A 2,771-nucleotide genomic window follows, 5' to 3' on the forward strand; every position below is an offset into this window, starting at 1 on the left:
AAGGCATACGTGGTGGCGTAATGATTCAAATAAGTTTGGCAGTAGTCCAACTGGCCAGTTGCTGCATTTTGCTCGGGTCTATTTTGTTATACCCATAATACGATGTGTCAGGGTTACCTGATCCGACCCCAAAGAAAGACTTGACATGGGGGCGGTGGATGCTACCCTAAATCAAGGGGATGGGGCTTACCCATGAGGAATGCATCCTATTAGCCACACCCCTCGACCCATTGAAGCATCCACCGTGGGGTCCCATGTCAAGTCTTACCTCAGAGTTCTAATAAATGAAGCGAGATTAAATAAGCCTTTGACAATATTTTTTTGATATTTTCCTAAATTAATGGTTGATTTTTATTAGCAGGATTATTCTTATACTGGTGACCATCAGTAGGATAACTGGAAGTTGTGTTTCACCTTAAAGATTGTTGCGTTATATACGAATGATACGACATACTCATTTATTCGATAATGTTGCCCATTTCGTCTTATAGTTATGATTATGACAAATAGCCCCAGCGTTTATAATAAGGACGCTAGGGCTAAGGATTTGTTCATTTACTTACTGATTTTTTGCCGGGACGAGTAATCCATACGTCACAAAGGTAGTTCATAAATATAGCAGATATAAAAAAATCGCTGATTACTGTTTTTGTGTTTTCCATACTTGCCTCCTTGGAATTATTCGCTTCCGTATCGAACGAATGAAGTGGCTCCACTTAACGTTAGCGTACCAACCGCTAATCACATCATTTTAATAATGATAAATCTATTGTGAATTTATCTCCTACTTGATAATATTCGCTATTCATCTCACCACTTTTATCTGGAAGTATAGCTGCATAAGGCGTGAGAGTTAATGATGTTGCATTCTCATTAAGATTTCCATCTATATTTTCTACTTTAAATAACGCTTCCTCCTTGCCTCCGCGAGACATATAAAATTCAACTTTATTACCTAAATTATCAATTCCTCTTAAAGCCACAACATACGTCGGATTTCTTTTAGAATTAGATATGGAAGCGTAAATTTCTTGTCCTAGTGAGTTATCAGTATACTTCGTCAAAGTATATTCTTCACCATTTTCAAGAGTAAATTTATGATTAAGCAATAGTTCCTTAGTATCTGTTTTTAATTGATTGCCATTAGTTCTAAATTCAAAGTCCCATGATCCCTTTATGGCGTCATTACCACCCATCAGTTCAATTTGTGAACATAATATTTTTATATCTAAATCTCCATTTAGGTCTACTTTGTCTAGAGAATAAGTCATTACTGCTTCGGTAGTATAGTCATCAATATTATGAGCACTTCCACTAGCTCCAGTACTTGCTTGTTTTCCATTAATATAGACTTTATTAGAAGCATGCCAGGACCCCATTGCTTCTAACTTTTTGCTAGAGTTTATGTTGTATGAGACTGTTAGCTCACTTCCATTTAATACAACCTCATTTAACTTAACTGTTATTGAGTTATCAGTTACCTCTTTGTTTATCACAGTCTTATATTCGTCCAAATTCCTTTGCAATCCTAATAAATTAGATATATTACTGCTAATCGTATTACTTATGTTTTTTACGTTTGATGCGAAGCTTGGGGAAGCAAACCCTATAGACGTTAGGACACAGAATGCTAAAATAGCTGCAACCGTCCCGAGTCGGAACAATCTAGTATGGTATTTCTTTCTTTTTGGTAGTGCCTTAAACGTACTGGTCATCTTTTGATTTAGTCCGGAGGGAAGTAGCATATTTTCTTCAAGTGCCTTACCCTTAATAAATTCGTCAAATGATTTATCGTCCATTATCAACAACCTCCTATTTTTCAGTAATAAGGGTTCGTAGTTTCTCCCTGGACCTAGAAAGCCTTGAAGATACTGTTCCCACAGGTAGTCCAAGAACTTCTGCAATATCCTTTTGGGGCAGACCCTCATAATAGAAGAGAAATATAACAATTCTTAAATCAGGATCCAATGACTGAACAACACTGAATAGTTCGAGGTTTTCATACTGGTTGTTTGGGGATGCAGATTCTAACTCGCCCAAATTGACTGTTTTTTTATTGGCTCTCAATATGTAATTGCACTCATTAACCAGGATTTTAATCAACCAGGTTTTAAAGTAAAGGTCGCTTCTTAGGCTTACTAATTTCTTATAAGCCTTTATAATCGTTTCTTGGGCTGCATCTTCGATGTCAGATTCGCACTTCAAAATTCCCCTTGCGACACGATATAGCGAAACAGAGTGCTTTCTAACGAGTCTTTCAAAAGCAACTTTATCTCCCTTTTTCGCCAAAACAACGTCGCTAAGTTCCCCGACACTTGAGACACTGACATTTGAGGTCCCTAACCCTGCGTCCACATATCAACACTTCCTTTCACCTATTAGATGAATAAGAACGGGTAAATCTTCGCTATGTAGAAAATTTATTTTTGCAATCAACTGAGCCACGCGGCATAGCGAAAGCATTAGCAGAGTCAGCTAATGCTTTCGGCAACAATAAATAATTTACCTTTTTGCTCTTCGAAGTCTATATTAAGTAGCTGAAAGTTTATATCTTCATTTTAGTTAAAATTCTCCATTGAGAGTTAATTTACCTGTTTTCGTGTATTAATAACATCTGGCCTTTCTAGCTGTTTTCAATACAACACCAAAGTCCGTTTTCCTCTCACTCACTTTGATTTACTATGATGTTTGTTGTGGAAACTAAACATTTCTTAGCATGTGCAGGGAGACTAAAGCTACCTACTTTTTATGAATTTCCAGCTTAACATTAT

General features: G+C 36.8%; 2 protein-coding genes. Both read right to left on the bottom strand.

Features of this window, described 5'->3' with window-relative positions:
- Positions 1–746 precede the first annotated feature (746 nt).
- Positions 747–1,799 (bottom strand): DUF4179 domain-containing protein, encoded by a 1,053-nt coding sequence (locus DOT_RS19030; RefSeq protein ID WP_009622274.1) that lies wholly within the window; start codon positions 1,797–1,799, stop codon positions 747–749.
- A 13-nt stretch (positions 1,800–1,812) separates the two neighbouring features.
- Positions 1,813–2,355: a sigma-70 family RNA polymerase sigma factor gene (locus DOT_RS19035; RefSeq protein WP_009622275.1), complete on the bottom strand. Its 543-nt coding sequence runs from the start codon at positions 2,353–2,355 to the stop codon at positions 1,813–1,815.
- Positions 2,356–2,771 lie beyond the last annotated feature (416 nt).

It is taken from the genome of Desulfosporosinus sp. OT (genome assembly GCF_000224515.1).
GTDB lineage: Bacteria > Bacillota > Desulfitobacteriia > Desulfitobacteriales > Desulfitobacteriaceae > Desulfosporosinus.